Source organism: Enterobacter sp. FW301-JW81 (assembly GCF_058788735.1).
In genome coordinates, this window is sequence record NZ_JBYTBA010000002.1 from 186266 (window position 1) to 212249 (window position 25984).

Here is a 25984-nt window from a genome sequence, read left to right on the forward strand (position 1 = left end):
TGAGTAAAAATCGTGAATACACTCGAACACACCATCGGCAACACGCCTCTGGTCAAGCTTCAGCGCATGGGGCCCGATAACGGCAGCGAAATCTGGGTCAAACTTGAAGGCAATAACCCGGCGGGGTCGGTGAAGGACCGTGCGGCGCTGTCGATGATTGTCCAGGCCGAAAAGCGCGGTGAAATTAAGCCAGGCGACGTGCTGATTGAGGCCACCAGCGGCAACACCGGTATCGCGCTAGCGATGATTGCGGCGCTGAAAGGCTACCGCATGAAGCTGCTGATGCCGGACAACATGAGTCAGGAGCGTCGCGCCGCGATGCGTGCCTACGGGGCCGAACTGATTCTGGTGACCAAAGAGCAGGGAATGGAAGGCGCGCGCGACCTGGCGTTAGAAATGGCTGAGCGCGGCGAAGGTAAGCTTCTCGACCAGTTCAACAACCCGGACAACCCCTACGCGCACTACACCACCACCGGGCCAGAGATCTGGCAGCAGACCGACGGGCGGATCACCCATTTTGTCTCCAGCATGGGCACCACCGGCACCATTACCGGGGTATCGCGTTTTCTGCGCGAGCAGGAGAAAGCCGTTACCATCGTTGGCCTGCAGCCGGAAGAGGGGAGCAGCATTCCGGGCATTCGCCGCTGGCCTGCGGAATATATGCCCGGCATCTTTAATGCGCAGCTTGTGGACCAGGTGCTGGATATTCATCAGCGCGAGGCGGAGAATACCATGCGTGAACTGGCCGTGCGTGAAGGCATCTTTTGCGGGGTCAGCTCGGGCGGCGCGGTAGCGGGCGCGTTGCGCGTTGCGCAGGCAAGCCCCGGCGCCGTCGTGGTCGCAATTATTTGCGACCGCGGCGATCGCTATCTGTCTACCGGCGTCTTTGGTGAAGAGAGTTATTCGCAGGGGGCGGGGATTTAAGCGTCATGGAGATGATTTTATTCCGGGATAATACCCGGGCGCAGCAAACCGATATTGTCGCGGTGCAGTCGCAGGTGGTTTACGGCAGCGTGGGGAACAGCATTGCGGTACCGAACATTCGTACCCACAGGCTGAACGTCACCGCCGTGCCGACGGTGCTGTTCAGCAACACGCCGCACTATGACACCTTCTACGGCGGCGTGATCCCCGATGAGTGGTTCAGCGGCTACCTGAAGGCGCTGGAAGAGCGCGAGATCCTGCGCGAGCTTAAGGCGGTCACCACCGGCTACATGGGCAGCGCCAGCCAGATTGCCCTGCTGGCGCAGTGGCTGAAGGCGGTGAAAACGCAGCATCCTGACCTGCTGGTGCTGGTCGACCCGGTTATCGGCGATATCGACAGCGGGATGTACGTGAAGCCTGACATTCCACAAGCGTATCGGGAGCATCTGCTGCCGCTGGCGCAGGGAATTACGCCAAACGTCTATGAACTGGAAGTGTTAAGCGGCAAACCGTGCCGCACGCCGGAAAGCGCCATCGCGGCGGCACAGGGATTGCTCTCCGACACCCTGAAATGGGTGGCGATCACCAGCGCGCCGGTTGCCGACGATCCGCAAAACATCCACGTGGTGCTGGTGACAAATGAAGGTGTTACCGTCAGCGCGCATCCGCGCGTAGAAACCGATCTGAAAGGGACGGGCGATCTGTTCTGTTCAGAGCTGGTAAGCGGAATCGTTGAGGGGAAAACCGTTGCCGATGCCATTCGCATGGCGGGCGATCGGGTGACTGACGTGATGCTGTATACGCAGTCGAAAGGTTACGACGAGCTTATCCTCCCCGCATAAACAAAAATGGCGCCCGAAGGCGCCATTTTTCTGTGCGGCAAGAATTACTTCTTGATGCGGATAACCGGGGTTTCGCCCACGGTGACGCTGCCCGACAGTTTGATCAGTTCTTTGATTTCGTCCATGTTGGAGATAACAACCGGCGTCAGGGTAGACTTGGCTTTTTCTTCCAGCAGTGGCAGATCGAATTCAATGACCGGGTCGCCAACTTTAACACGCTGGCCTTCTTCCGCGATACGTTTGAAGCCTTCGCCTTTCAGTTCAACGGTGTCGATACCGAAGTGAACGAACAGTTCGATACCGCTATCAGATTCGATAGAGAACGCATGGTTGGTTTCAAAAATTTTACCGATGGTGCCGTCAACTGGTGCAACCATTTTGTTGCCAGTTGGTTTGATCGCAATGCCATCACCAACGATTTTCTCAGCAAACACTACATCCGGCACGTCTTCGATGTTGACGATCTCGCCGGAGAGCGGAGCAACAATCTCAATAGTTCCGGTGTCTTTCTTATCATCAGAAACCAGAGATTTCAGTTTATCGAACAAACCCATGATCTTCTCCTAAGCAGTAATTTGGGCCGCATCTCGTGGATTAGCAGATTGTTTTTTCTTCAATGAACTTGTTAACCAGCGTCATTAACTCGTCCGTTGTCGGTTGAGCAAGAGCCTGCTCTGCTAACACCTTCGCATCTTCGAAGTTCGTGTTACGGATAATCTTCTTAATGCGCGGGATGGAAATGGCGCTCATAGAGAATTCGTCCAGACCCATACCCAGCAACAGAAGTGTAGCACGTTCGTCGCCTGCAAGCTCACCACACATGCCAGTCCATTTACCTTCTGCATGAGAAGCATCAATAACTTGCTTGATCAAGTTCAGTACGGACGGTGACATTGGCTGGTAGAGATGTGAAATCATATCATTACCACGGTCAACTGCCAGGGTGTACTGCGTTAAATCATTGGTGCCGATACTAAAGAAATCAACTTCTTTGGCTAAATGACGCGCAATGGTCGCGGCCGCTGGTGTTTCCACCATCACGCCGATCTCGATTGACTCGTCAAACGCTTTACCTTCGTCGCGCAGTTCCTGTTTGTAGATTTCGATCTCTTTCTTCAGTGCACGCACTTCTTCAACAGAGATGATCATCGGGAACATGATGCGCAGTTTACCGAAAGCGGAGGCACGCAGAATCGCGCGAACCTGGTCACGCAGGATCTCTTTACGATCCATCGCGATACGGATTGCACGCCAGCCCAGGAACGGGTTCTCTTCTTTCGGGAAGTTCATGTACGGCAGCTCTTTGTCGCCACCGATATCCATGGTACGGACGATAACGGCCTGAGAGCCACAGGCTTCAGCCACCGCTTTGTACGCCGCGAACTGCTCTTCTTCAGTTGGCAGGGCGTCACGATCCATGAACAGGAATTCAGTACGATAGAGACCCACGCCTTCCGCACCGTTACGCTCGGCGCCATCAACGTCGCGGACGGTACCGATATTCGCGCACACTTCTACCTGATGGCCGTCAAGGGTGATGGCTGGCAGGTCTTTCAGCTTAGCGAGTTCCGCTTTTTCAGTCGCAACCTGCTCCTGAACCGCGCGCAGTTTATCGATCTCTTCGTTGGTTGGGTTGACGTAAACCAGATTGTTTACGGCATCCAGAATCAGATAGTCGCCATTTTTCACCTGAGAGGTGACGCTACCGGTACCCACGATGGCAGGCAGTTCCAGAGAACGCGCCATGATAGAGGTGTGGGAGGTACGGCCGCCCGCGTCAGTGATGAAACCGAGGACCTTTTTCAGGTTCAGCTGTGCGGTTTCAGACGGGGTGAGGTCAGCGGCAACCAGGATAACTTCATCCTGAATCGCGCTCAGGTCGATAATGGCCAGACCCAGGATGTTGCGCAGCAGGCGCTTACCGATGTCACGTACGTCAGCCGCACGCTCTTTCAGGTATTCATCATCCAGTTCTTCCAGGGCAGTTGCCTGACCTTCGATAACTTCATGTGCAGCCGCGTCGGCCGTCATGCCTTTATCTTTAATCAGGGCTATGATTTCCTGCTCCAGCTCCTCATCTTCGAGCAGCATGATGTGCCCTTCGAAGATGGCTTCTTTTTCTTCACCGAAAGTTTCGCCAGCTTTAGTTTTGATTGCTTCCAGTTGCGCAGATGCCTTGGCACGACCGCTCAGAAAACGTTCAACTTCCTGATCAACCTTGTCGGCAGAAATTTTTTTCCGGTCGATGACGATCTCGTCTTCTTTCAGCAGCAGTGCTTTGCCGAAAGCGATACCCGGGGATGCTAAAATGCCTGAAATCATAACCCTACCTTACTTGTGACTGATATTTAAAAGAACCCGTAAACTTACTCGAGCTCAGCCATCAGTTTTACCAGATGCTCAACTGCTTTCTGCTCGTCTTCACCTTCCGCAGAGATGGTGACTACGGTGCCCTGAGTCAGGCCCAGAGTCTGCAGTTTAAACAGGCTTTTTGCGCTGGCGCTTTTGCCGTTGGAAGTCACAGTGATTTCAGAAGTGAAGCCTTTCGCTTCTTTAACAAACTGAGCAGCAGGGCGGGTGTGCAGACCGTTCGGAGCGGTAATGGTAACTTCTTGCTGGAACATTGTATTTCCCCAACTTATAGGTTTAGTGTTGTGGAACTAAAGTCTAGCCTGGCGACTGAACTTTAGCCTGTATTGTTAGCGCTGACGTTTCGATCGTCATTAAACATTATGCAGCGAAAGCAAGACTTGAACCAAATCATAAAATCGATTCAGCAAGGCTATTTCGTTCACTGATTAATTTCACGCATCAAAATAATTGCTGGTTTAAATACCAGACCCAACGGGGTGAAGCAATGCCAGGAGGGGCAAAAGTTTGAAGCAGGCCACAAAAAAGCACCTGAAAAGGTGCTTTTTTACGCGTTATTAACATGCTGGCACTACTGTTGCAGCTCTTTTTCGGTAAACAGATCGGCAAACAGTGCGGTGCTCAAGTAACGCTCACCCGAGGAGGGAAGGATAACCACAATATTCTTATTGGTAAAGGCCTCATCTTCCTGAAGTTTGAGCGCTGCCGCAACGGCCGCACCGGAAGAGATACCCGCCAGAATGCCTTCTTCATCCATCAGGCGACGCGCTGTAGAGATGGCTTCTTCATTAGTGATGGTAACCACTTTATCGATAAGCTTCAGATCCAGGTTGCCCGGAATGAAGCCCGCGCCGATACCCTGAATTTTGTGCGGGCCTGGTTTGAGCTCTTCGCCCGCCAGCGCCTGGGTGATAACCGGTGAGTCAGTCGGCTCAACGGCAACGGTGATCAGGTCTTTTTTACCCTTTGTGCCTTTAATATAGCGCGACACGCCGGTCAGCGTACCGCCGGTACCCACGCCGGAGATAAAGACATCAACCTGGCCGTCGGTATCTTCCCAGATTTCCGGACCGGTGGTCTTCTCGTGAATTTCCGGGTTAGCTGGGTTGCTGAACTGCTGCAGCAGCAGATATTTCGCCGGATCGCTGGCCACAATCTCTTCAGCTTTCTGAATGGCACCTTTCATGCCCTTCGCGCCTTCGGTCAGCACCAGATTCGCACCCAGCGCTTTAAGCAGTTTGCGACGCTCGATGCTCATGGTTTCTGGCATGGTCAGCGTCAGCTTGTAGCCGCGTGCGGCAGCCACATAGGCCAGCGCGATACCGGTGTTGCCGCTGGTCGGTTCCACCAGCTCAACGCCAGGCTTCAGTACGCCACGTTTTTCAGCATCCCAAATCATGTTTGCACCGATACGGCATTTTACGCTGAAGCTCGGGTTGCGTGATTCGACCTTCGCCAGAATGCGTCCATTACCGATACGGTTCAGTCGAACCAGGGGCGTATGACCGATAGTCAGCGAGTTGTCTTCATAAATCTTACTCATGGCCTGTCCTTAACTGTATGAAATTGGGATACCGACCCAGCATACCTGTTGAGCAGGTAGGGGGAAGTAAGGAATTCGCATATCTATATACTGCAAGGAAATAATGGGGATCAGTATGGAATAAGGGAGAGCATAAGCCCTCCCTCATTTACACAGTTTTGCATTATTTCCATAACGCGTGTTTAGCACGATAGCAGTCCACCCACATCGCCGTCGCACCGCAGACCGCCACGGGCATGATGAACAGATTGAGGAAGGGAATCATCGTGAACAGGCTGGTCAGCGCGCCGAACTGCATATTGGCGACCTTTTGGGTGCGCAGGGCAGTGCGCATCTCTTTAAACGGCACCTTGTGGTTATCGAACGGATAGTCGCAGTACTGGATAGCAAGCATCCAGGCGCTGAACAGGAACCACAGCACCGGTGCCACCGTCTGGCCAATGCCTGGCACAAAGTAAAGAATAAGCAGCACAATCGCCCGGGGCAGGTACCAGGCAAACTTCTGCCATTCGCGCTTCATGATGCGCGGGAGATCTTTCATTATCCCCAGTACGCCCGTATCCGGTGGCGTCGCGCCGGTAAGCCGTGCTTCCAGCTGTTCCGCCAGCAGGCCGTTAAACGGGGCGGCTATCCAGTTCGCAATCGTTGAGAAGAAGTACCCGAATACCAGCAGAACGGAGATCACCGCTACCGGCCAGAGCAGGTAGTTAAGCCACTGCAGCCAGTCTGGCACGTGGCTCATCAGCGACGGGATCCAGCTCTCCAGCTTGGTGAACAGCCACCAGAACGCGCCGCCCATCAGGATAATGTTGATCAACAGCGGCAGTATGACGAAGCGTCGAATACCCGGCAGGGAGACCAGTTTCCAGCCCTGAGAAAAATACCAGACACCGCTGCGCGGGGGAGAAGAAGATGTTGAAACCATAACCAGGCTGTACTCCTTTTTACACAACCAGTGGAATTGCTCGCCTATATTATCCACTTACGGACCAATGACCAGTTCGGAAATGTTCGAAAAACCAGCAAAAAGCACGATTTCCTTCATCTTTATGCTGTGAATGCTCTGCACACACTTGCACTTGACGTAAACGGCAAATACTCTTAGTGAGTAAATGTTTGCCGTGGTGGCAAGGTGTTAGAACAACAGAGAATATAATGATGCAGGATTTGCGTCTGATATTAATCATTGTTGGCGCGATCGCCATAATCGCTTTACTGGTACATGGTTTCTGGACCAGCCGTAAAGAGCGTTCCTCTATGTTTCGCGATCGCCCACTGAAGCGCATGAAGTCCAGTCGTGACGACGATGACAGTGAAGATGACATCGATGGCAGCGACGACGACGGCGTGGGTGAAGTTCGTGTTCATCGGGTCAATACTGCGCCCGGCGCGGCCCATGGGGAGCATGAAGCCCCCCGTCCTGCGCAGCACCAGTATCAACCGCCGTATGCTTCTGCACAGCCGCGCCAGCACGCGCCGCAGCCTGTAGAAGAGCCGGTGCGCCAGCCGCCGCAACAGCCTGTCCATCAGCAGCCTGCTGCGCCACAGCCGGTTCAACAGCAACCTGCGCCACAGCCGGTGCAACAACAGCCTGCACAGCCTGTACAACAACCGCAGCAGCCTGTTAATGTGCAGCCAGCGCCGCAGCCCGCTCCGGCCCCGCACGTTGAGCCTGAGCCCGTTGTCGAGCCTGAACCGGTTGTTGAAAAACCGCAGCGCAAAGAAGCGGTGATTATCATGAACGTGGCCGCGCATCACGGCAGCCATCTTAACGGTGACGTACTGCTGAACAGTATTCAACAGGCAGGCTTCAAGTTTGGCGATATGAATATTTTCCATCGCCACCTGAGCCCTGACGGAAGTGGCCCGGCGCTGTTCAGCCTGGCCAATATGGTTAACCCAGGCACCTTCGATCCGGAAATGACCGGTGATTTCGTGACGCCGGGTGTCACTATCTTCATGCAGGTGCCGTCCTACGGCGACGAACTGCAGAACTTTAAGCTGATGCTACAGTCCGCTCAGCACATCGCTGACGAAGTGGGCGGTGTGGTGCTCGACGATCAGCGTCGAATGATGACCCCGCAGAAGCTGCGCGAGTATCAGGACCGCATCCGCGAAGTTAAGGAAGCCAACGCGTAATCGTCGCGTTTACTTCAACTCCTCCTCAACCCCCGCATGTCGGGGGTTTTTTCTCATTGATGGTGTGATATGGACTCAATCGAACAACAACTCACTGAACTGCGAACCACGCTTCGCCATCATGAATATCTCTATCATGTTATGGACGCGCCGGAAGTGCCGGATGCGGAATATGACCGCCTGATGCGCGAACTGCGTGAATTAGAGGCGCAGCACCCGGAGCTTATCACGCCGGATTCTCCCACCCAGCGCGTCGGCGCTGAGCCGCTGGGCGCCTTCAGCCAGGTGCGTCATGAAGTACCGATGCTGTCGCTGGATAACGTCTTCGATGAAGAGAGCTTTCTCGCGTTTAACAAGCGCGTGCAGGATCGCCTGAAAAGCAGCGACGCTCTCATCTGGTGCTGCGAGCTAAAGCTGGATGGCCTGGCGGTCAGTCTTCTGTACGAAAACGGCGTGCTGGTGCGTGCCGCGACGCGAGGCGATGGCACAACGGGTGAAGATATTACGACCAACGTGCGTACCATTCGCGCGATCCCACTGAAGCTGCAGGGTGACAACATTCCTGCGCGTCTGGAAGTGCGCGGCGAGGTGTTCTTGCCCCAGGCGGGCTTCGAGAAAATCAACGACGAGGCGCGCCGCACTGGCGGGAAAGTGTTTGCTAACCCGCGTAATGCGGCAGCAGGCTCTCTGCGCCAGCTTGACCCGCGTATCACCGCGAAGCGACCGCTTACTTTCTTCTGCTACGGCGTGGGTATTCTGGAGGGCGGCGAGCTGCCGGATACGCATCTCGGACGTCTGCTGCAGTTTAAAGCGTGGGGCCTGCCGGTGAGCAACCGCGTTCAGCTCTGTGACTCCCCGGAGGCGGTCCTGGCGTTCTATCACAAGGTGGAAGAGGACCGTCCGACGCTCGGCTTTGATATCGATGGCGTTGTCATCAAGGTGAATTCGCTGGCCCTGCAGGAGCAACTGGGCTTTGTGGCGCGCGCGCCGCGCTGGGCGGTTGCGTTTAAATTCCCGGCCCAGGAGCAGATGACCTTTGTTCGCGACGTGGAGTTCCAGGTGGGACGGACGGGCGCCATTACCCCAGTCGCCCGTCTGGAGCCAGTGCAGGTTGCGGGCGTGCTGGTGAGTAACGCCACGCTTCATAATGCCGATGAAATTGAACGCCTGGGCCTGCGTATCGGTGACAAAGTGGTGATTCGCCGCGCGGGCGATGTTATCCCCCAGGTGGTTAACGTCGTTGAGTCAGAACGTCCTGACGATACGCGCGAGGTCGTCTTCCCGACCCACTGCCCGGTGTGCGGCTCTGACGTTGAGCGCGTTGAGGGGGAAGCGGTAGCGCGCTGTACGGGCGGCTTAATCTGTGGCGCGCAGCGTAAAGAGTCGTTGAAGCACTTCGTCTCCCGTCGGGCGATGGACGTTGACGGTATGGGCGACAAGATTATCGATCAGCTGGTGGAGAAGGAGTATGTCCACACCCCAGCGGATCTCTTCAGGCTGACGGCAGGTAAACTGACCGGTCTGGATCGCATGGGGCCAAAGTCAGCCCAGAACGTGGTCAATGCGCTGGAAGCCGCAAAAGAGACCACCTTTGCCCGCTTCCTCTATGCGCTGGGGATCCGTGAAGTGGGTGAAGCCACAGCGGCAGGGCTGGCGGCGTACTTCGGCACGCTGGAGGCGCTGGAAAAAGCGAGCATCGACGAGCTGCAGAAAGTGCCGGATGTCGGCATCGTCGTCGCCACGCACGTCTTTAACTTCTTTGCAGAAGAGAGCAACCGCGAAGTTATCGGCAAACTGCTGGAAGAGGGCATCAAATGGCCCGCGCCGGTAGTGGTTAACGCCGAAGAGATCGACAGCCCGTTCGCCGGTAAAACGGTTGTGCTGACCGGCAGCCTGAGCCAGCTTTCACGCGACGATGCGAAAGCGCGTCTGGTGGCGCTGGGGGCAAAAGTGGCGGGCAGCGTGTCGAAGAAAACCGACCTGGTGATTGCCGGGGAAGCCGCCGGTTCGAAGCTGGCGAAAGCCCAGGAGCTCGGCATTGCGGTTATCGACGAAGCGGAAATGATGCGTCTGTTAGGAGAGTAAGGTGGAGAAAGAGCAGCTCGTTGAGATCGCCAATACGGAGATGCCGTTCGGTAAATATAAAGGCCGCAGGCTGATCGATTTGCCGGAAGAGTATCTGCTGTGGTTTGCCCGTAAGGATGAATTCCCGGCCGGGCGGCTGGGCGAGCTGATGGCTATCACGTTACTGATCAAAACCGAGGGGCTGACCCAACTGGTACAGCCCCTGAAACGTTCTTAAGCCTTCGCGGCGCGGGTCTCTTCCTGCGCCAGTTTTTCCGTCTGGCGCTTGTAGCGACGCGCCAGCACTGCGCAGACCATCAGCTGGATCTGATGGAAAATCATCAGCGGCAGCACCATCATCCCAATTACTGATGTCGGGAACAGAATGTTGGCCATCGGGATACCGTTCGCCAGGCTCTTCTTCGAACCGCAGAAGACAATCGTAATTTCATCCGCTTTGTTGAAGCCGCACTTGCGTGCCACAAAGACGTTTACGGCAATCACAATCGCCAGCAGGACGATGCTGACCACCACGATAAACAGCAGTGAACCTGCCCCCACCTTGTGCCAGATCCCGTTCACGACCGCTTCGCTGAAGGCGGAGTAAACCACCAGCAGAATAGAGGTCTGGTCGGTTTTTGAAATCCATTTTTTATGCTTCGCCACAAACGCGCCGGTCCACGGCCGGGAGAGGTGCCCCAGGACAAACGGCAGCAGCAGCTGCAGGCAGATTTTGCCAACCTGCTCGAGGTTACCTTCCGCACCGTGCATGTTCATCAGCAGGCCTACCAGCAGCGGTGAGACGAAAATCCCTAACAGGCTGGACGCTGACGCTGAACAAACCGCCGCCGCGACGTTACCCCCCGCCAGCGAGGTAAACGCAATGGCGGACTGAACGGTCGCGGGCAGAATGCACAGATAGAGGAAACCCGTATAAAGCGCCGGATCGACGTTTACCGGTGCCCACCAGGCAAACAGCACGCCGAGTACCGGGAAAAGAATGAAGGTGCTGCACATCACCCACAGGTGCAGTCGCCAGTGACCACCGCCTGCAATGATCGCTTCACGGGAAAGTTTGGCACCGTGCATAAAGAACAGCAACGCGATGGCCGCCGTGGTGAGTCCTTCAAAGAACGGGACAAAACCGCCGCGTGCGGGGAAGAAGGAGGCCAGTAAAACGGTGACCACCAGGGTAAGCGTGAACGGATCAAGGATACGAAACAGTTTCATAATGACTCCTGAAATCAGATATCGCTATTGTGCTTTTTTCCATTTGAGAAATAAAATTGATTTATTGCATCCATTCATGAATTAAACAGATGAATTACTCCTTACGCCAGCTTCGCATTTTCGTCACCGTCGCCCATGCCCGCAGCTTTAGCCGGGCAGGGGATATCATCGGTCTGAGCCAGTCAGCGGTCAGCCACAGCGTGAAAGAGCTGGAGAATCAGACGGGCGTGAAATTGCTGGACAGAACGACGCGGGAAGTTGTGCTTACCGAGGCAGGGCAACAGCTGGCTCAGCGTCTGGAACGGCTGCTGGACGAACTGAACAGTACGCTCAGAGACGTGGGAAGGCTTGGGCAGCAGCTTTCGGGCACCGTGCGGGTGGCGGCCAGCCAGACCATTTCCGCGCAGCTTATCCCGCAGTGCATTGCCGAGGGTAACCACCGCTATCCGGATATCGATTTTGTGCTGCACGACAGGCCACAGCAGTGGGTACTGGAAAGCATCCGTCAGGGGGATGTGGATTTTGGTATTGTGATCGACCCCGGCCAGGTGAACGATCTGGAGTGGGAGAGCGTATTGTCTGAGCCCTTTTTGCTGCTCTGCCGGGATGACGATCCGCTGGCCATGCAGCCTCACGTTCACTGGCAGTCGTTGAAAGGTGCGAACCTGGTTTTACAGGATTATGCCTCGGGCAGTCGTCCGCTGATTGATTCCGCGCTGGTGAATCAGGGCGTAAAGGCAACAATCGTGCAGGAGATTGGTCATCCGGCGACGCTATTTCCGATGGTGGAAGCCGGCATTGGCATCAGCGTCTTGCCCGCCCTGGCACTTCCCCTGCCTCAGGGAAGCCGGCTGGCCGTCAAGCGACTGACGCCCGTAGTTGAGCGAAAACTGATGCTGGTGCGGCGAAAAAATCGTTCACTCTCGGGTGCGGCGCAGGCTATCTGGGAAGTGGTGCGTATCCAGGCACAACGATTAACCGAAGCCCGCATACGCGACCCACTGTTTAACGCATCAGACGATCAGATGTAGATATCAATCTGATTATTGTCTGACGGGCTGTTCACACCTTCCACTTTGCCCAGCTTTTGAGCCTGCTTCTTCTGGGCCTCTTCGGCCTGCTGGCGCAATAGCTGCGCAAGCTGTGTCTGCAACACTTTAAGCTGCGCCTGGATGAGCTCCTGCTGTTTTTTCTTCTCTTCCGGACTACCGGCACTCTCTGGTAGCTCTTTTAGCTGCTGAGTCAACTTGGCGATCTGCTCCGTGATACGCGTGATTTGCGCAGCAATATCGTTGCTGCCGGAACGATTACTTCCGCTATTGCTGGTTTGTACTGAGGGGGTCGTCACCTGAATTGTCGACATAGTCTTTCCTCTTGCTATAAAACAGAGGTATCGGCACCGACGGGATTAGCTTGAGCAAAACTGCTATATCTGGCAGGGAGTTGCATTGATACACAATCAGTATTGATGGTGCGGTGAAAGTGTATTGGAGGTGACCTGCAGGCTCCGGATATAAGACAAAGGTCATGCGATCCCTATCGCGATCTTAATCTTCAAGGAGCCTCTATGACCCTCTCGAATAACCCGTGGTACTGCGCCGACATCATCCGCACCGCTAAACCGAACTTCACGCCTCGCGTGGTGTTTATTCTCGGGTCCGGCCTTGGCGCGCTCGCCGACCAGATTGTTGACGCCGTTTCCCTGAGCTATGAAAAGCTGCCGGGCTTCCCGGTGAGCACCGTCCACGGTCATGCCGGTGAGCTGGTGCTGGGGCATCTTGCCGGGGTGCCTGTCGTCTGCATGAAGGGCCGCGGGCATTTCTACGAGGGCCGCGGAATGACCGTCATGACCGATGCGATCCGCACCTTTAAGCTGCTGGGGTGTGAACTGCTGTTTAGCACCAATGCTGCGGGTTCATTGCGTCCCAACGTTCAGCCAGGCAGTCTGGTTGCCCTGAGCGACCATATCAACACCATGCCGGGCACGCCGATGGTGGGGATGAACGACGAACGCTTTGGTGACCGTTTCTTCTCGCTGGCCAATGCCTACGACGCGGATTACCGTGCCATTCTGCAAACCGTGGCGACGAAAGCGGGATTCCCGCTGCATGAAGGGGTATTTGTTTCTTATCCGGGCCCTAACTTCGAGACCGCGGCAGAAATCCGCATGATGCAAATTATCGGCGGTGATGTGGTGGGGATGTCCGTAGTGCCGGAGGTAATTTCCGCGCGTCACTGCGGCCTGAAGGTTGTGGCCGTTTCTGCGATTACCAATCTCGCTGAGGGGCTGGGCGATGTCAAACTCTCGCATGAACAAACCCTCGCTGCTGCTGAGCTTTCCCGCCAGAACTTCATCAATCTTATCTGCGGTTTTCTTCGCCATATTGCCTGAGCAAAACAATAAAGTGGCCCGCGAGGGCCACGCTGCTATAAGGAATGGGTTATGAACATCACGACTCGCTTAAAGATAATGTCCTTTATGCAATATTTTATCTGGGGGAGTTGGCTGGTTACCCTCGGCGCCTACATGATAAACACCCTCCATTTTACCGGCTCCGACGTGGGCATGGTGTACAGCTCCAAGGGGCTTGCCGCAATCGTTATGCCTTCACTGGTGGGGATAATTGCCGACAAGTGGCTGCGGGCCGACCGCGCCTATGTGATTTGCCATCTCGTCTGTGCCGTCGCGCTCTGCTATGCCGCACAGGTCAATGAGCCCGGGCTGATGTTCTGGGTCATGCTGGTGAATGCGATGGCCTTCATGCCCACGATTGCGCTGTCGAATACGATTTCCTACTCTTGTCTTGAACAGGCGGGGCTGGAGACAGTGAGCCATTTTCCGCGAGTGCGGGTGTATGGCACCGTGGGTTTTATTGCGGCTATGTGGGCTATAAGCCTGATGGGGGCGGAGTTGAGCAACGTACAGCTCTATGCTGCGGCTGCCGCATCGCTGCTGCTGGCGCTCTATTCCCTGATGCTACCGGCTATTCCGGTGGTGAACACAAAAACGTCTCAGTCGCTGGCAAATAAGCTTGGGCTGAACGCGTTTATCCTGTTTAAACAGCCCCGCATGGCCGTGTTCTTTTTATTCGCGATGCTGCTGGGCGCCGTGTTGCAGATTACCAACACGTTCGGCAGCCCCTTCCTGCATGATTTTGCGCGTAATCCGGCGTATGCAGAGAGCTTTATTGTCAAATACCCGTCCATCCTGCTCTCCGTTTCGCAAATGTCAGAAGTGTTCTTCATTCTGACCATTCCGTACTTTCTTGGACGGTTTGGTATTAAAACCGTCATGCTGATGAGCATGGTGGCCTGGATGCTGCGGTTTGGACTGTTCGCGTTTGGCGATCCGTCCGCAACGGGCTTTGCGCTGCTCATGCTCTCAATGATTGTCTATGGCTGCGCGTTCGACTTCTTCAATATTTCCGGCTCGGTGTTTGTTGAACAGGAGGTGAGCGCCGATATCCGCGCCAGCGCGCAGGGGTTGTTTATGACGACCGTTAACGGTATCGGGGCGTATTTCGGATCGGTACTGAGCGGCGTGGCGGTCGACTATTTTTCGGTGGACGGGGTGAAGGACTGGCAGACGATCTGGCTGGTGTTTGCGGCCTATGCGCTGGCGCTCGCGGTGGTGTTTTATTTCAGCTTTAACTACCGGCACTCCAGTAAAAACAGCGAGATGCGCACAGTTGCGCACTAAATTTTTCCTCTTGACGATGAAAGGCTTTAAGGTAGGCGCTTAAGTGTTATCCCCAGGATATGTTTTGATGGAACGCGTCTATCGGACCGATCTCAAGCTGCTGCGCTATTTTCTGGCCGTGGCGGAGGAACTGCATTTTGGACGGGCTGCGGCCCGTCTCAATATGTCTCAGCCGCCGTTAAGCCTGCATATTAAAGAGCTGGAAAGCCAGCTGGGCACGTTGCTGTTTATTCGCCACTCGCGAAGCGTCGCGTTGACGCATGCCGGTAAGGTGCTGATGGAAGAGTCACGCCGGCTGCTTGCCAGCGCAAACCAGGCTCTGGCTCGCGTCGAGCAAATCGGCCGGGGGGAAGCAGGGCGCATTGAGCTGGGCATTGTCGGCACGGCCATGTGGAGCGAAGTGCGCACGGTGATGCGCGCTTTCCTGAAAGAGCATCCTAACGTTGATGTCGTTTTTCGTGAAAAATCGCCGGCCATGCAGATGGCGCTGCTTGAGCGTCGGGAGCTGGACGTTGGCATCTGGCGAATGGCAACGGACCCTACCGCGGGGTTTACCAGCGTGCGGTTGCGTGAGGCGGCTTTTCTGGTGGCGCTGCCGGAGGATCACCGCCTGGCGCGCGAATCAACTATTGCGCTTTCAGCGTTGCAGGACGAGTATTTTGTCACGATGCCGTCGGCCCATTCTGACTGGGCATTTTTACATCGCGTCTGCCAGCAGGCCGGGTTTTCGCCGATGATTGTGCGCGAAGCCGTTGAACCGCAAACGGTGCTGGCGATGATCAGCATGGGGATGGGAATTACGCTCGCCGCAGACAGCTACGCGCAAATGCAGTGGCCCGGCGTGGTGTTCCGCCCGCTGAAAGAACGAATACCGGCTGATTTGTATGTGGTGTATGACGAGAAGCAGGCGACACCTGCGGTGAAGACGTTGATTGCAACACTAACGATGTAAATCGCAGAAAGCAAAAAAGCGCCTTTAGGGCGCTTTTTTACATTGGTGGGTCGTGCAGGATGACTCGCTTCGCTCGCCCTTCGGGCCGTCGCCGTAAACGGCTCCGGTGCCTCACTGCGTTCGGCTCGAACCTGCTGCAGGTTCGAATCATCCAGATCGCAGATAGCAAAAAAGCGCCTTTAGGGCGCTTTTTTACATTGGTGGGTCGTGCAGGATTCGAACCTGCGACCAATTGATTAAAAGTCAACTGCTCTACCAACTGAGCTAACGACCCGAAATGGTGGGCGATGACGGGCTCGAACCGCCGACCCCCTCCGTGTAAAGGAGATGCTCTACCAACTGAGCTAATCGCCCATTTCGGAACTGCTGCGATAAGGTGAGAATGGTGGGCGATGACGGGCTCGAACCGCCGACCCCCTCCGTGTAAAGGAGATGCTCTACCAACTGAGCTAATCGCCCAATCTCAATTCTTATCTACACTGCGAGTCTACCTAAGTAGATGGTGGGTGATGACGGGCTCGAACCGCCGACCCCCTCCGTGTAAAGGAGATGCTCTACCAACTGAGCTAATCACCCCCGCTGTGTGGAGTCGCATTATAGGGAGAGTTGAAAATGAGTCAACGCATTTTCTAAAGTTTTTATTCGTTCGTCGTAAAATTAAACAAAACGATCGCGAAACGGGCTGTGGCGCATGATTTCTAAACAAAAATCGCAAACCTGGTCACGATAAAGGGATCAACATTGAGGATTCCCCCCACAGTGATAGAATATTGCCCATCGTTTTTCCCCCAGGATTTGCCGATTGCCGGCATCTTTATAACGTAAGGCCATTTCATGAAAATCAAAACTCGCTTCGCGCCGAGCCCGACAGGCTATCTGCACGTCGGTGGTGCACGTACCGCTCTCTATTCCTGGCTGTTTGCACGCCACAACAAAGGTGAGTTCGTGCTGCGTATTGAAGACACCGATCTTGAGCGCTCCACGCCGGAAGCAATTGAAGCCATTATGGATGGGATGAACTGGCTGAATCTGGAATGGGACGAAGGTCCGTATTTCCAGACCAAACGCTTTGACCGCTATAACGCCGTCATTGATGAGATGCTGGTCGCGGGCACGGCATATAAATGCTACTGCTCCAAAGAGCGTCTGGATGCGCTGCGTGAAGAGCAGATGGCGAACGGTGAAAAGCCGCGTTATGACGGCCGCTGCCGCCACGACCACAGCGAGCATGCTGCTGATGAGCCTTGCGTGGTGCGTTTTGCTAACCCGCAAGAGGGATCTGTGATCTTTGACGACCAGATCCGTGGCCCGATCGAGTTCAGCAACCAGGAGCTGGATGACCTGATCATCCGCCGCACCGATGGTTCCCCAACGTATAACTTCTGCGTCGTGGTTGACGACTGGGATATGGAAATTACCCACGTTGTCCGTGGTGAAGACCATATCAACAATACCCCGCGCCAGATCAACATCCTGAAGGCGCTGAATGCGCCTGTTCCGGTCTACGCGCACGTTTCGATGATCAACGGCGACGACGGCAAGAAACTGTCTAAACGTCACGGTGCGGTAAGCGTTATGCAATACCGCGATGACGGCTATCTGCCGGAAGCGCTGCTGAACTACCTGGTGCGTCTGGGCTGGGCCCACGGCGACCAGGAGATCTTCAGCCGCGAAGAGATGATCGAACTGTTCTCTCTGAGCTCAGTGAGCAAATCAGCGAGCGCGTTTAATACTGACAAGCTCCTGTGGCTGAACCACCATTACATCAATACCATGCAGCCAGAATATGTGGCGACGTACCTGCAGTGGCACATCGAACAGGCAAATATTGATACCCGCACCGGTCCTGAGCTGGCGGATCTGGTGAAACTGCTCGGCGAGCGCTGCAAAACGCTGAAAGAGATTGCTGAAAGCTGCCGCTACTTCTATGAAGAGTTTGACGAGTTCGACGCGGACGCCGCGAAGAAACACCTGCGTCCGGTTGCGCGTCAGCCGCTGGAAGTGGTGCGTGACAAACTGGTTGCCATTACGGAGTGGACCGCTGAGAATGTCCATCACGCCATTCAGGCGACGGCGGACGAGCTGGAAGTCGGCATGGGTAAAGTCGGTATGCCGCTGCGCGTTGCGGTGACCGGTGCGGGGCAGTCCCCGGCGCTGGATGTGACGGTTCATGCCATCGGCAAGTCACGCAGCGTGGCGCGCATTAACAAGGCGCTGGACTTTATTGCTGAACGCGAAAATCAGCAGTAATTAAGTCCTCGATAGGAAGAACGGCAGGGTTACCTGCCGTTTTTTTATGGGTATCATTCAGCAATATCCAGACGCGTAAGAAAACCGCGTATCCCTTCGCGTTTCAAAAAGGCTTCCAGACGCTTCTGCTCTGGCTGAGTCATACTTTCCAGGGTCTCAAGAATGCCCGGACGCAGGTTTGAAGATGGTTCGCTGTAGGAAGAGGTGACTTCAGCGAGATGGTAAACCGCCTGACGGTTTCGGATCGCCGGGAGGCTCATAATATGTTCCTTCACGCGCGCATCAACATGGATGAGCCGCGCCCGACCGCCCTTCACGCCGTTGAGTCCTTCGGTTTTCCATCCCTGCTGGCGTATCCAGCGATTAACCGTTTGCCTGGCAACGCCCAAACTTTCCGCCAGCTCTTCCGTGGTCATTTTGCTACGTAATCTTCTCATATCAGTTCTGATCGCGAATCCCTAAACGTTGCAATAATCCGGTAATCCCTTCCCGCAGCAACAGCGATGTCATCTGCTTCTGCTCTTCCGGCGTCATTTCATTGGCCAGCGTCAGGAGTAGGGTGTGAAGCGAACCGTCATGGCTGGTGCCTGCCGGCAGTTCGGACGTCTCCGTTGCACGACGTGCGCTGCGGATAAAGTCACGCACTTTTTCGTTCACATGCACCAGGCGCGCTTTCCCGCCCTGGACTCCTGGTTTTGGCGATGTAATCCAACCCTCTTTGCGTACCCATTTATTGATGGTCTGGCGGCTATAGCCAGTGAGCAGGGCTAACTCTTCTGGCGTCATTCGTTCCTTGATCATGCAATTTCCTGAATATTCGTAGGGTTAATTAACGGCCCATTTTATAGCACCGTTTTAGCTGAAAACGTGACAGGCTTAACTCATGACTGCGAGAAGGCTCGCAAAGTGATTCATTTGCATGATTTTTCGGCGATTGAACTGCGGCCGTTGATTTTGCCGTTGACACTCCGCAGCGGAATTCATATTATGCCGCCCGTCAACATGACAGCTTTACGATGGGGCTATAGCTCAGCTGGGAGAGCGCTTGCATGGCATGCAAGAGGTCAGCGGTTCGATCCCGCTTAGCTCCACCAAACTCTGAACCCAACAGAGTGCGGTCAGTAAAGTAACATGTGGGGCTATAGCTCAGCTGGGAGAGCGCTTGCATGGCATGCAAGAGGTCAGCGGTTCGATCCCGCTTAGCTCCACCAAAATTGTAAACCCTCGTCGAAAGACGAGGGTTTTTTTATCTGTTTGTAACACCCGTCCCCATTTTTTGTTATCAAAAAGAAGATATTCCTGTACCTCACCTCAATCGATATCAATAAAGCAGTCTATAAATAGACTTGAACTTGATTCGCGCAATTAATAAACCTATTATCCATCCGGTCAATGATTCCCCCGGAAAATAACGCCCCTGATTAATGAATAGAAAAACTTACAATAATGTAAAGATATTTATGATTGCCCTGGCACTTTGCCTGATTGCGGTACCCATCTCCCGTTATCTCTCTCCCCGCGCAATTGTAAATGGTCACGACGTTTATTTAGCATGGTTACCGCTAAGCGTTATGCTGGCGGTAATTCTGCTATTTGGACGCAGGGCCATTCTTCCCATTTTGTTAGGTTTTAGTGTCACTAATTTATTTTATGTTAATTTAGCACCGCTACAATATACAGTATTACTGTTTTGTCAGACCTTTGCATTGTTCGCGGCGTGCGGCCTTCTGCGCCTCATGCTGGGCAAGCGTTGGCGTTACTGCATCCCCAACAAGCACATCGGTTTACGTATATTCTGGCTCGGTTTTATCGTACCAATAGGTATTAAGCTGTCGATGTATATGGCGGGCTATTTGTTTGATTTTCCGGTGACTATTTCCACATTTTTCGGCGAAGGAACGGTAATTTATAACGTTGTGGATATACAAAGCCTGATATGCGCGGCGCTGATTTTTACCATGATGTTCTATTACCCATTAAGAATGATAATTAATCCTCGTTACGCGATGAACTTCTGGCGGCGAAGCGTGAAGCCCGTGTTTTTCCACAAGAATTCATTATATATTTTTGTCTGGCTGATGCTTTTAAGTTTCATTCTCGTCATTTTATGTGGTCCATTTGAATCACCCGTCATTGCGGGCTATTTGATGCCGCTGATTTTTATTCTTTTTACCTTAGCGATAAGTCGCCTGACCTATGCGCTTATCTCTCTGCTGTGGGCCGCATCTGCACTCCTGCTGTTGTCCTACAACTACAACTTTCTTAACGGGGTGGAATCGGGCCATTCGCTCTCCTTTATCCTCTCCGTACTTATCTCTTTCGCCATCTGTTTGCTTTACATGTCGCGAATTTACCAGCGCAGCGAGTGGCTGAAGCGGGGATGGCAGAACAGGGCGCTCACCGATCCGCTGACCGGTTTGCCCAATATTCGCGCGCTGGAGGATCATCTTGAGATTCACCCGGATGCAAAAGTAAGTATTCTGCGTATGGATAACCTGGAGTTTTTGAGCCGCCACTACGGGATCCTCATGCGGGTCCATTGCAAACGAACTATTGCCGCGTCGCTCCAGCCGCTTCTGCAAAAAGATGAAGCGCTCTTCCAGCTTCCGGGAAGCGAGCTGGTGCTGGTATTACTGGGGCCGGGAATCGCTGAACGTCTCCAGCATATGGTCGATCGACTGAACAGCCGCAAGATTTTCTGGAACAATACCGGGCTGGATATCGAGTTTGGCGCGTCCTGGGGAATGGTTGAAAACGGTGAAAAGCTGCACCACACGCTGGGGCAACTGAGCTGGCTGGCTGAGCAATCCTGCGGCGAGCACAACGTTCTTGCGCTCACGAATAGCCTCGAAGCGGCATCAGGACAAACGACAGAGCGCGTGCTGATGCTGGCGCGGATTAAGCATGCCCTGGAGGCCGGTCAGTTCCATTTATACGCACAGCCCATCCAGAAGGCCGACGGCAGCGGTTACTACGAAATCCTGACGCGTATGGAAAGCGAGGGAGAGATGATTACCCCCGATCGCTTTATTCCGCTGATTGCCCAGTTCAACCTGAGCCACCGGTTCGATATGTACGTCATGGAAAAATTACTGGCGTGGCTGCGCGATCATCCTGCGACGCAGGCCGGTGCCCGCTTCTCCGTCAATTTGATGCCGCTAACGCTGATGCAAAAAGAGGTCGCTGGCGAGATTTGCGCGCTCTTTGAGCAGTACGGTATCGCGCCTCAGGCCGTCGTTCTTGAAATCACCGAGGAGCAGGCCTTCTCTAATTCAGGAAGCAGTATCAGCAATCTCCAGCAACTGCGGGATTACGGTTTCCGGATTGCCATTGATGATTTTGGTACGGGCTACGCGAACTATGAGCGCCTCAGACGCCTGCAGGCGGACATCATTAAAATTGACGGCTGCTTTGTGAAAGACATTTGTACCGATGACATGGATGCGATGATCGTGCAATCAATGTGTAATCTGGCGAAGACAAAATCGCTGTGCGTAGTTGCTGAATATGTAGAAACACCGGCGCAGCGCGAGATGCTGCTCCGCTTTGGTGTGGACTACCTGCAGGGGTATCTGATAGGCAAACCCAAACCGCTGGAAGAATTACGGGCATAAAAAAACCGGGAGCCAGGCTCCCGGTTTTTTTTAACGGTAAACGTTACAGAACCAGTGCCGCGATAGAAGCAGACAGGACGCTCACCAGGGTAGAACCGTAAACCAGTTTCAGGCCAAAGCGAGAAACCACGTTACCCTGTTCTTCGTTCAGACCTTTAATCGCACCGGCGATGATACCGATGGACGAGAAGTTCGCGAAGGAGACCAGGAACACGGACAGAATGCCTTCCGCGCGCGGAGAAAGCGTGCTGGCGATTTTCTGCAGATCCATCATCGCAACGAATTCGTTAGAAACCAGTTTGGTCGCCATGATACTGCCCACCTGCAGCGCTTCGTGAGCCGGAACACCCATCACCCATGCAACAGGGTAGAAGATGTAGCCCAGAATACCCTGGAAGGAGATACCCAGCACCGCAGCGAACAGGGCGTTCAGCGCAGAAATCAGCGCAATGAAGCCGATCAGCATAGCGGCAACGATAACCGCCACTTTGAAACCGGCCAGGATGTATTCACCCAGCATTTCGAAGAAGCTCTGGCCTTCATGCAGGTTGGACATCTGGATGTTTTCTTCGCTGGCGTCAACGCGGTACGGGTTGATCAGCGACAGCACGATAAAGGTGCTGAACATGTTCAGAACCAGCGCAGCAACAACATACTTCGGCTCCAGCATGGTCATATACGCGCCCACGATAGACATGGAAACGGTAGACATTGCGGTTGCTGCCATGGTGTACATGCGGTTGCGGGACATTTTGCCGAGAATATCTTTATACGCGATGAAGTTCTCAGACTGACCGAGGATCAGGGAACTTACGGCGTTGAATGATTCCAGCTTACCCATGCCGTTCACTTTGGATAACAGGAAACCAATTCCACGAATAACGAACGGCAGAACGCGGATGTGCTGCAGAATACCGATAAGCGCGGAGATAAAGACGATTGGGCACAGAACCTTCAGGAAGAAGAACGCCAGACCTTCGTCGTTCATTTTACCGAAGACAAAGTTCGTCCCTTCGTTGGCGAATCCGAGCAGTTTTTCGAACATTTCGGAGAAGCCTTTCACGAAGCCGAGGCCGACGTTGGAGTTCAGGAAGAACCACGCAAGTAAAACTTCAATGACCAGCAGCTGGACAACATAACGAATACGAATTTTTTTGCGGTCTGTGCTGACCAGCAATGCAAGTGCAGTAACGACAACAAGTGCCAGGACAAAATGAAGGACGCGGTCCATATTTGCTCCAAATATGAGGCAGGTTTAATTTTCGTGCACATTCTATGTAACAAGCGAAAAGAAAACGAGATCAAGGACACACTATAGTTACATCCTGTGACGAGTCTCAAAAATAGTGATCCACAATACATTTTTGTTATGTTAGGTAAATGAGTGAAAAGTTAAGTTTGTGTGCTAGTCTTCACAAAAGAGCGCGCGATTTCGCTTTCTGTTAAATCGCCCCCGCTTACCCGCCCGTCTATCGTTCACAGCTATCAGAGAAATCACTGTAAACTTCGCAAATGATCTTGATAATCATTCTCATTTTGATAGCATTAAACATAGCAAAGGCTATATTTCAGAGGCAGAAATGACAAACAGTCGCGTAGAGGGTAGCAGTAGCAGAGCAGCGCGCAAGTTGCGGTTCGCATTAATGGGACCTGCGTTCATCGCTGCTATTGGCTATATCGATCCAGGTAACTTTGCGACCAACATTCAGGCCGGGGCCAGCTTCGGCTATAAGCTGCTGTGGGTGGTTGTCTGGGCTAACCTGATGGCAATGCTGATTCAGATGCTCTCCGCAAAGCTGGGGATTGCCACCGGTAAAAACCTGGCGGAGCAAATTCGCGACCATTATCCGCGTCCGGCCGTCTGGCTCTACTGGGTTCAGGCGGAAATCATCGCCATGGCAACGGACCTCGCTGAATTTATCGGCGCGGCGATCGGCTTTAAGCTGATTCTGGGCGTGTCGCTGTTGCAGGGGGCGGTACTGACCGGGATTGCCACATTCCTGATCCTGATGCTGCAGCGTCGCGGTCAAAAACCGCTGGAGAAGGTCATCGGTGGTCTGCTGCTGTTTGTCGCGGCGGCCTACATCGTCGAGCTGATTTTCTCCCAACCGAATCTGGCGCAGCTCGGTAAAGGGATGGTGATCCCAAGCCTGCCAACCTCGGAAGCGGTGTTCCTGGCCGCCGGGGTGTTGGGGGCGACCATCATGCCGCATGTGATTTACCTGCACTCCTCCCTGACCCAGCATCTCCACGGTGGGACGCGTAAAGAACGTTATTCCGCAACCAAGTGGGATGTGGCTATCGCCATGACCATCGCGGGGTTTGTGAATCTGGCGATGATGGCTACCGCAGCCGCCGCTTTCCACTTTAACGGCCATACCGGCATCGCCGATCTTGACCAGGCTTATCTCACGCTGGAGCCGCTGCTGAGCCATGCAGCCGCCACGATATTTGGTTTGAGCCTGGTGGCCGCCGGTCTGTCTTCGACGGTGGTGGGCACGCTGGCAGGCCAGGTGGTGATGCAGGGATTTGTCCGGTTCCATATTCCGCTGTGGGTGCGTCGCTCCGTCACCATGCTGCCGTCATTTATCGTGATTCTGATGGGGCTCGATCCCACACGAATTCTGGTTATGAGCCAGGTATTGCTGAGCTTTGGTATCGCGCTGGCGCTGGTGCCGCTGCTGATCTTTACCAGCAACAAAACCCTGATGGGCGAGCTGGTCAACTCAACGCTGGTAAAACGGGCCGGATGGGCCATTGTGGTGGTGGTGGTGGCATTGAACCTGTGGCTGTTGATTGGAACCGCGCTGGGGCTTTAACAAAAAAAGGCGCCGCGGGGCGCCTTTTTGATTAGTGATGATGGCCGTGACCATGGCCTTTGCCGTGACCCCAGCCGCCGCGGCGGTCGTCACGATCGTTCCAGCCTTCACGGTAACCGCGCTCATACGCTTTGTCTTTATACCAGCCACGGTGTCTGCCGTTATCATGTTTCCACCAGCGATCGCCGCGCCACTCATAGTGACGATGCCAGTAGTCACGGTCGCGCCAGTAGCCACCGTCCCAGTATCTGCCGTAGTCGTCACGATCGCCAATTTGTAATTTTACTGATGGCAACAGGGTGATTTCGCCCGCAGTGGCGATCAGCGGGGCTGATGAAGCCAGTAATACCGCTGCAAGAATCAGTGACCTGAACATACTCTTTCTCCTTCACGATCGGGGCCTTTGATGGGCCTGTTAACGCAATATTACGAGTTGGTAAAGGCTCGTTTCATCGCCTCAACTCCGAATTCCTGAGTGAGAGCACTTTTTGCTAAAAGTGATTTTATTTTGAGCCGCTCAGGATGGCTTCAATACGGGCCAGCTCTTCGGCGGAGAAATGGCGGTTTTCCAGCATACCCGCGGCATCGTCAATCTGGGCGACTTTGCTCGCGCCAATCAGTACAGACGTCACCGATTCGTGGCGTAATATCCAGGCCAGCGCCATCTGCGACAGCTTCTGGCCTCTGCCTTCCGCCAGCGCGTTAAGTTGTCTTACCTTCTCCAGCTTCTCTTCGGTAATCTGCTCCGGATTGAGGAACTTACTGCCGCTTGCCGCGCGGGAGTCTGCGGGAATGCCGTCCAGATAGCGGTTGGTCAGTTGTCCCCCGGCCAGCGGCGAGAAGGGAATACAGCCAACCCCTTTTTCCTGCAATACGTCCAGCAATCCCGCTTCCGGTGCACGCTCAAACATGGAGTATTTCGGCTGGTGGATCAGGCAGGGGGTTCCGAGGTCATTAAGGATATCAATCGCCTGGCGGGCCAGATCGGCCGGGTAGTTGGATAACCCGACATACAGGGCTTTTCCCTGACGCACCGCGTGGTCAAGCGCTTTCATGGTTTCCAGCAGCGGCGTTTGTGGGTCGGGACGGTGGTGATAAAAGATATCTACATACTCCAGCCCCATGCGCTTCAGGCTTTGATCCAGGCTTGCCAGCAGGTATTTGCGTGACCCCCAGTCGCCATACGGGCCATCCCACATGGTATACCCCGCTTTGGTTGAAACGATCAGCTCGTCGCGCCAGGGCAGAAAATCCTCCTGCAAAATCCGTCCGAAATTACGTTCGGCGGATCCCGGTGGCGGGCCATAGTTGTTGGCAAGGTCGAAATGCGTAATACCCAGATCGAACGCGCGCTGTAAAAGTTGACGGCTGTTTTCGATAAGCGTGGTATCGCCAAAATTATGCCACAGCCCAAGCGAGATGGCGGGCAATCTGAGTCCGCTTTGCCCGCAGCGGCGATACTCCATTGTCTGATAACGACTTTTGTTCGGCTGATAACCCATTCTTATGACCTCTGGCGCTGAAGAGAAAAATCAGT

The 25984-nt window shown here is 54.2% G+C and carries 24 protein-coding genes, 6 tRNA genes and 1 other RNA gene; 14 read left to right on the forward strand and 17 right to left on the reverse strand.

Going from position 1 to position 25984, the window contains the following annotated elements; genetic code table 11:
- Positions 1-12 precede the first annotated feature (12 nt).
- Positions 13-924 carry a cysteine synthase CysM gene (cysM, locus tag AC3WOK_RS07820; protein ID WP_059312899.1) on the forward strand — a complete coding sequence of 304 codons (912 nt, stop codon included), beginning with the start codon at positions 13-15 and terminating at the stop codon, positions 922-924.
- Positions 925-929: 5 nt separating this feature from the next.
- A complete protein-coding gene (gene pdxK / locus AC3WOK_RS07825) occupies positions 930-1766 on the forward strand; it encodes a pyridoxine/pyridoxal/pyridoxamine kinase (protein WP_492354297.1) in 837 nt (278 codons plus the stop codon).
- Positions 1767-1810: 44 nt separating this feature from the next.
- Here pdxK and crr read toward each other — a convergent pair whose 3' ends face one another.
- From crr to cysZ, 5 genes are all read right to left on the reverse strand, one after another.
- Positions 1811-2320 carry a PTS glucose transporter subunit IIA gene (gene crr / locus AC3WOK_RS07830; protein WP_000522253.1) on the reverse strand — a complete coding sequence of 170 codons (510 nt, stop codon included), beginning with the start codon at positions 2318-2320 and terminating at the stop codon, positions 1811-1813.
- A 40-nt stretch (positions 2321-2360) separates the two neighbouring features.
- Positions 2361-4088 (reverse strand): phosphoenolpyruvate-protein phosphotransferase PtsI, encoded by a 1728-nt coding sequence (gene ptsI / locus AC3WOK_RS07835; RefSeq protein ID WP_023332954.1) that lies wholly within the window; start codon positions 4086-4088, stop codon positions 2361-2363.
- A gap of 44 nt (positions 4089-4132) precedes the next feature.
- The gene (gene ptsH / locus AC3WOK_RS07840) at positions 4133-4390 is read right to left on the reverse strand and encodes a phosphocarrier protein Hpr (RefSeq protein WP_000487600.1); all 258 of its coding nucleotides are present in this window, start codon (positions 4388-4390) and stop codon (positions 4133-4135) included.
- A gap of 317 nt (positions 4391-4707) precedes the next feature.
- Positions 4708-5679 carry a cysteine synthase A gene (gene cysK, locus AC3WOK_RS07845; protein WP_014884739.1) on the reverse strand — a complete coding sequence of 324 codons (972 nt, stop codon included), beginning with the start codon at positions 5677-5679 and terminating at the stop codon, positions 4708-4710.
- Positions 5680-5842: 163 nt separating this feature from the next.
- Positions 5843-6604, reverse strand: coding sequence for a sulfate transporter CysZ (gene cysZ, locus AC3WOK_RS07850; protein ID WP_059312897.1), 762 nt, complete (start codon positions 6602-6604; stop codon positions 5843-5845).
- 230 nt (positions 6605-6834) lie between these two features.
- Here cysZ and zipA point away from each other — a divergent pair, with 230 nt between their 5' ends.
- The 3 genes from zipA to AC3WOK_RS07865 all read left to right on the forward strand — a co-directional run bounded on the left by zipA (position 6835) and on the right by AC3WOK_RS07865 (position 10120).
- The gene (zipA, locus tag AC3WOK_RS07855; protein WP_492354298.1) at positions 6835-7818 is read left to right on the forward strand and encodes a cell division protein ZipA; all 984 of its coding nucleotides are present in this window, start codon (positions 6835-6837) and stop codon (positions 7816-7818) included.
- A 69-nt stretch (positions 7819-7887) separates the two neighbouring features.
- Positions 7888-9903: an NAD-dependent DNA ligase LigA gene (gene ligA / locus AC3WOK_RS07860; protein WP_063957767.1), complete on the forward strand. Its 2016-nt coding sequence runs from the start codon at positions 7888-7890 to the stop codon at positions 9901-9903.
- A 1-nt stretch (position 9904) separates the two neighbouring features.
- On the forward strand, positions 9905-10120 hold the full coding sequence (locus AC3WOK_RS07865; protein ID WP_059312894.1) for a DUF3820 family protein: 216 nt from the start codon (positions 9905-9907) through the stop codon (positions 10118-10120).
- On the opposite strand, the gene AC3WOK_RS07870 is transcribed toward AC3WOK_RS07865, so the two are convergent.
- Positions 10117-11112, reverse strand: a complete 996-nt coding sequence (locus AC3WOK_RS07870) for a bile acid:sodium symporter family protein (RefSeq protein WP_059312893.1) — start codon at positions 11110-11112, stop codon at positions 10117-10119. The genes AC3WOK_RS07865 and AC3WOK_RS07870 overlap by 4 nt on opposite strands.
- Before the next feature lie 89 nt (positions 11113-11201).
- On the opposite strand from AC3WOK_RS07870, the gene AC3WOK_RS07875 reads away from it, so the two are divergent.
- Positions 11202-12143 carry a LysR family transcriptional regulator gene (locus AC3WOK_RS07875; protein WP_492354299.1) on the forward strand — a complete coding sequence of 314 codons (942 nt, stop codon included), beginning with the start codon at positions 11202-11204 and terminating at the stop codon, positions 12141-12143.
- On the opposite strand, the gene AC3WOK_RS07880 is transcribed toward AC3WOK_RS07875, so the two are convergent.
- Positions 12134-12475 carry a FlxA-like family protein gene (locus AC3WOK_RS07880; RefSeq protein WP_492354300.1) on the reverse strand — a complete coding sequence of 114 codons (342 nt, stop codon included), beginning with the start codon at positions 12473-12475 and terminating at the stop codon, positions 12134-12136. The two genes, AC3WOK_RS07875 and AC3WOK_RS07880, sit on opposite strands and share 10 nt — an antisense overlap.
- 204 nt (positions 12476-12679) lie before the next feature.
- On the opposite strand from AC3WOK_RS07880, the gene xapA reads away from it, so the two are divergent.
- The 3 genes from xapA (at position 12680) to AC3WOK_RS07895 (ending at position 15764) form a co-directional block, all read left to right on the forward strand.
- Entirely contained in the window at positions 12680-13504 is an 825-nt protein-coding gene (xapA, locus tag AC3WOK_RS07885) for a xanthosine phosphorylase (protein WP_492354301.1), read from the forward strand.
- A gap of 51 nt (positions 13505-13555) precedes the next feature.
- Positions 13556-14812, forward strand: a complete 1257-nt coding sequence (locus AC3WOK_RS07890) for a nucleoside permease (protein ID WP_492354302.1) — start codon at positions 13556-13558, stop codon at positions 14810-14812.
- A 67-nt stretch (positions 14813-14879) separates the two neighbouring features.
- Positions 14880-15764, forward strand: a complete 885-nt coding sequence (locus tag AC3WOK_RS07895; RefSeq protein ID WP_492354303.1) for a LysR family transcriptional regulator — start codon at positions 14880-14882, stop codon at positions 15762-15764.
- 43 nt (positions 15765-15807) lie between these two features.
- Here AC3WOK_RS07895 and AC3WOK_RS07900 read toward each other — a convergent pair.
- The 5 genes from AC3WOK_RS07900 to AC3WOK_RS07920 all read right to left on the reverse strand — a co-directional run bounded on the left by AC3WOK_RS07900 (position 15808) and on the right by AC3WOK_RS07920 (position 16340).
- Positions 15808-15936, reverse strand: a non-coding RNA gene (locus AC3WOK_RS07900) — RtT sRNA.
- 26 nt (positions 15937-15962) lie between these two features.
- Positions 15963-16038, reverse strand: a tRNA-Lys gene (locus tag AC3WOK_RS07905).
- A 4-nt stretch (positions 16039-16042) separates the two neighbouring features.
- Positions 16043-16118, reverse strand: a tRNA-Val gene (locus AC3WOK_RS07910).
- A 29-nt stretch (positions 16119-16147) separates the two neighbouring features.
- A tRNA-Val gene (locus AC3WOK_RS07915) sits at positions 16148-16223 on the reverse strand.
- A gap of 41 nt (positions 16224-16264) precedes the next feature.
- Positions 16265-16340, reverse strand: a tRNA-Val gene (locus AC3WOK_RS07920).
- A gap of 258 nt (positions 16341-16598) precedes the next feature.
- Here AC3WOK_RS07920 and gltX point away from each other — a divergent pair.
- Positions 16599-18014, forward strand: coding sequence for a glutamate--tRNA ligase (gene gltX / locus AC3WOK_RS07925; RefSeq protein ID WP_059312887.1), 1416 nt, complete (start codon positions 16599-16601; stop codon positions 18012-18014).
- 53 nt (positions 18015-18067) lie between these two features.
- On the opposite strand, the gene AC3WOK_RS07930 is transcribed toward gltX, so the two are convergent.
- Both AC3WOK_RS07930 and AC3WOK_RS07935 read right to left on the reverse strand, forming a co-directional pair.
- Positions 18068-18451, reverse strand: coding sequence for a YfeC-like transcriptional regulator (locus tag AC3WOK_RS07930; protein ID WP_059312886.1), 384 nt, complete (start codon positions 18449-18451; stop codon positions 18068-18070).
- A gap of 1 nt (position 18452) precedes the next feature.
- On the reverse strand, positions 18453-18815 hold the full coding sequence (locus tag AC3WOK_RS07935) for a YfeC-like transcriptional regulator (RefSeq protein WP_059312885.1): 363 nt from the start codon (positions 18813-18815) through the stop codon (positions 18453-18455).
- A gap of 217 nt (positions 18816-19032) precedes the next feature.
- Here AC3WOK_RS07935 and AC3WOK_RS07940 point away from each other — a divergent pair.
- The 3 genes from AC3WOK_RS07940 to AC3WOK_RS07950 all read left to right on the forward strand — a co-directional run bounded on the left by AC3WOK_RS07940 (position 19033) and on the right by AC3WOK_RS07950 (position 21628).
- A tRNA-Ala gene (locus AC3WOK_RS07940) sits at positions 19033-19108 on the forward strand.
- Positions 19109-19149: 41 nt separating this feature from the next.
- Positions 19150-19225, forward strand: a tRNA-Ala gene (locus AC3WOK_RS07945).
- Between the two features lie 213 nt (positions 19226-19438).
- Positions 19439-21628, forward strand: coding sequence for an EAL domain-containing protein (locus AC3WOK_RS07950; protein WP_063427979.1), 2190 nt, complete (start codon positions 19439-19441; stop codon positions 21626-21628).
- A 43-nt stretch (positions 21629-21671) separates the two neighbouring features.
- On the opposite strand, the gene AC3WOK_RS07955 is transcribed toward AC3WOK_RS07950, so the two are convergent.
- Positions 21672-22859, reverse strand: a complete 1188-nt coding sequence (locus AC3WOK_RS07955) for a NupC/NupG family nucleoside CNT transporter (protein WP_014884725.1) — start codon at positions 22857-22859, stop codon at positions 21672-21674.
- Between the two features lie 349 nt (positions 22860-23208).
- Between AC3WOK_RS07955 and AC3WOK_RS07960 the strand changes: the two genes are divergently transcribed.
- Entirely contained in the window at positions 23209-24447 is a 1239-nt protein-coding gene (locus AC3WOK_RS07960; protein ID WP_059312883.1) for an Nramp family divalent metal transporter, read from the forward strand.
- A 31-nt stretch (positions 24448-24478) separates the two neighbouring features.
- Here the strand turns inward: AC3WOK_RS07960 and AC3WOK_RS07965 are convergent, their stop codons facing one another.
- Together AC3WOK_RS07965 and mgrA are read right to left on the reverse strand one after the other, a co-directional pair.
- Complete coding sequence (locus AC3WOK_RS07965; protein WP_047346668.1) at positions 24479-24823, reverse strand: DUF2502 domain-containing protein; 345 nt, start codon at positions 24821-24823, stop codon at positions 24479-24481.
- Positions 24824-24950: 127 nt separating this feature from the next.
- The gene (gene mgrA / locus AC3WOK_RS07970; protein ID WP_059312882.1) at positions 24951-25949 is read right to left on the reverse strand and encodes an L-glyceraldehyde 3-phosphate reductase; all 999 of its coding nucleotides are present in this window, start codon (positions 25947-25949) and stop codon (positions 24951-24953) included.
- Positions 25950-25984 lie beyond the last annotated feature (35 nt).

What these genes read in the sequence shown, in the direction of transcription:
- pdxK (WP_492354297.1), top strand. Translation starts at nt 930, where the DNA reads ATGGAGATGATTTTATTCCGGGATAATACCCGGGCGCAGCAAACCGAT.
- crr (WP_000522253.1), bottom strand. Translation starts at nt 2,320, where the DNA reads ATGGGTTTGTTCGATAAACTGAAATCTCTGGTTTCTGATGATAAGAAA.
- ptsI (WP_023332954.1), bottom strand. Translation starts at nt 4,088, where the DNA reads ATGATTTCAGGCATTTTAGCATCCCCGGGTATCGCTTTCGGCAAAGCA.
- ptsH (WP_000487600.1), bottom strand. Translation starts at nt 4,390, where the DNA reads ATGTTCCAGCAAGAAGTTACCATTACCGCTCCGAACGGTCTGCACACC.
- cysK (WP_014884739.1), bottom strand. Translation starts at nt 5,679, where the DNA reads ATGAGTAAGATTTATGAAGACAACTCGCTGACTATCGGTCATACGCCC.
- cysZ (WP_059312897.1), bottom strand. Translation starts at nt 6,604, where the DNA reads ATGGTTTCAACATCTTCTTCTCCCCCGCGCAGCGGTGTCTGGTATTTT.
- zipA (WP_492354298.1), top strand. Translation starts at nt 6,835, where the DNA reads ATGATGCAGGATTTGCGTCTGATATTAATCATTGTTGGCGCGATCGCC.
- ligA (WP_063957767.1), top strand. Translation starts at nt 7,888, where the DNA reads ATGGACTCAATCGAACAACAACTCACTGAACTGCGAACCACGCTTCGC.
- AC3WOK_RS07870 (WP_059312893.1), bottom strand. Translation starts at nt 11,112, where the DNA reads ATGAAACTGTTTCGTATCCTTGATCCGTTCACGCTTACCCTGGTGGTC.
- AC3WOK_RS07875 (WP_492354299.1), top strand. Translation starts at nt 11,202, where the DNA reads ATGAATTACTCCTTACGCCAGCTTCGCATTTTCGTCACCGTCGCCCAT.
- AC3WOK_RS07880 (WP_492354300.1), bottom strand. Translation starts at nt 12,475, where the DNA reads ATGTCGACAATTCAGGTGACGACCCCCTCAGTACAAACCAGCAATAGC.
- xapA (WP_492354301.1), top strand. Translation starts at nt 12,680, where the DNA reads ATGACCCTCTCGAATAACCCGTGGTACTGCGCCGACATCATCCGCACC.
- AC3WOK_RS07890 (WP_492354302.1), top strand. Translation starts at nt 13,556, where the DNA reads ATGAACATCACGACTCGCTTAAAGATAATGTCCTTTATGCAATATTTT.
- AC3WOK_RS07895 (WP_492354303.1), top strand. Translation starts at nt 14,880, where the DNA reads ATGGAACGCGTCTATCGGACCGATCTCAAGCTGCTGCGCTATTTTCTG.
- gltX (WP_059312887.1), top strand. Translation starts at nt 16,599, where the DNA reads ATGAAAATCAAAACTCGCTTCGCGCCGAGCCCGACAGGCTATCTGCAC.
- AC3WOK_RS07930 (WP_059312886.1), bottom strand. Translation starts at nt 18,451, where the DNA reads ATGAGAAGATTACGTAGCAAAATGACCACGGAAGAGCTGGCGGAAAGT.
- AC3WOK_RS07935 (WP_059312885.1), bottom strand. Translation starts at nt 18,815, where the DNA reads ATGATCAAGGAACGAATGACGCCAGAAGAGTTAGCCCTGCTCACTGGC.
- AC3WOK_RS07950 (WP_063427979.1), top strand. Translation starts at nt 19,439, where the DNA reads ATGAATAGAAAAACTTACAATAATGTAAAGATATTTATGATTGCCCTG.
- AC3WOK_RS07955 (WP_014884725.1), bottom strand. Translation starts at nt 22,859, where the DNA reads ATGGACCGCGTCCTTCATTTTGTCCTGGCACTTGTTGTCGTTACTGCA.
- AC3WOK_RS07960 (WP_059312883.1), top strand. Translation starts at nt 23,209, where the DNA reads ATGACAAACAGTCGCGTAGAGGGTAGCAGTAGCAGAGCAGCGCGCAAG.
- AC3WOK_RS07965 (WP_047346668.1), bottom strand. Translation starts at nt 24,823, where the DNA reads ATGTTCAGGTCACTGATTCTTGCAGCGGTATTACTGGCTTCATCAGCC.
- mgrA (WP_059312882.1), bottom strand. Translation starts at nt 25,949, where the DNA reads ATGGGTTATCAGCCGAACAAAAGTCGTTATCAGACAATGGAGTATCGC.